At 65.3% G+C, this 1367-nt stretch carries 1 protein-coding gene; it reads left to right on the plus strand.

Annotated elements, in window-relative coordinates; all coding sequences use genetic code 11:
- On the plus strand, nt 1-810 hold an 810-nt coding region (locus tag GFY24_RS40800; RefSeq protein WP_228567171.1), incomplete at its 5' end, for an HNH endonuclease signature motif containing protein.
- Nucleotides 811-1367: the final 557 nt, after the last annotated feature.

The raw sequence follows: 1367 nt of genomic DNA on the forward strand, positions 1-1367 counted from the left end.
CGCGCGGACGGGATGCGCAGCATCAAAGGCGAGCTCACTCCGGAGTTCTCGGCGTTGCTGGATCCGGTGCTGGCCAAATTCGCGCGCCCGGGCATGTGCAATCCCGAGGACGCGGAAAGTCCCACCACCGCAAACACTCCGGTCGATTCGGATGTGTTGCGGGCCGCGGCCTCGCGCGATGCGCGCAGCGCCGCTCAACGCATCCATGATGCGATACTGGCGTTGCTCAAGCCCGGTGTCACGCCCGACGGCTTGGGTACGCATCAGGGGTTGCCGGTCGCGACGATTCTGACCATGACGATCGATCAGGTCGAGGACGCCGCCGGGGTCGCGACCCTCGCCACCGGTGGCACCGTGCCGTTGAAGACGGCGTTGCGGTTGGCGGAGCGGTCGCGCCCGTATCTGGCGGTGTTCGATCACGCGGGGATGGTGTTGCATCTCGGGCAAGGCAAACGCTTGGCCAGCCCCGCGCAACGGTTGGCGTCGATCGCCTCGATCCGGGGGTGTTCACGCCCGGGGTGTGATGCGCCCGCGAGCCTGTCGGCGGTGCATCATGTCACCGAGTGGTCCAAAGACGGGCCGACCGATTTGAGTAATGAGACGTTGGCGTGTGATCACTGCCATGCCCTGGTCCACGACGGGCCCGGTGGCTGGCAAACCATTGTCCTGGGCCAGGGTTCGGCGTACCCGGGACGGACCGGGTGGATCGCTCCCACCGCATATCGACCCCACGCAGACCGCGCGGGTCAACCACCGCCACCATCCCGGGGAATTGCTCGCGCAAACCATCGCGCATATCACCGCGCGTAAGAAGCGCGAAGCCACCGAGCTTCGGAAGCGGTGGCAGCGCAACCACACTCACGTTTCCGAGCCTGCCGGGCTACCGCCCGCGGAGTGATGCTCTGCGCAACAGTGGCCGAACCAATGGGTTTCGAGTCGCGGATCGGTGCGGGTCCCCTTCCTGGGAAAGCGGCAGTGCTGGTCATTTCGTCTGCCGTACCCGGCTTTAGCTCCCCCATGGGGAGCCGTCCTCTCCCGTCCCAGCCCGGCTGGCAGGTTCTGGTCCCGTCCAAAGACCAACAACCCCAAAACCCAAAGACTCCCGTGCATCAGTACATCCATGTCGGTTCGGGTCCTGTGTCCGGGCGTCTTTGAGGTGGGTGCGGGGGCTGGAACGGAAGATTTCGGGCGTACCCGTTCCACCTCGCAACGCAACCACAGCCGGTCGACCCGGCTGGAAGGTACGATGTATTCCCAACTCCGGAAGAGCAAGCCGGGTACGTCACCCAACCCAGCCACAGTGCCTGATCTTCTCCGCCATCCAAGGGGGCCACCCCAACCAGGTCGAACCGACCAACACATGGGTC

The organism is Nocardia sp. SYP-A9097 (assembly GCF_009649815.1).
In the GTDB taxonomy this organism is placed as follows: Bacteria; Actinomycetota; Actinomycetes; order Mycobacteriales; family Mycobacteriaceae; genus Nocardia.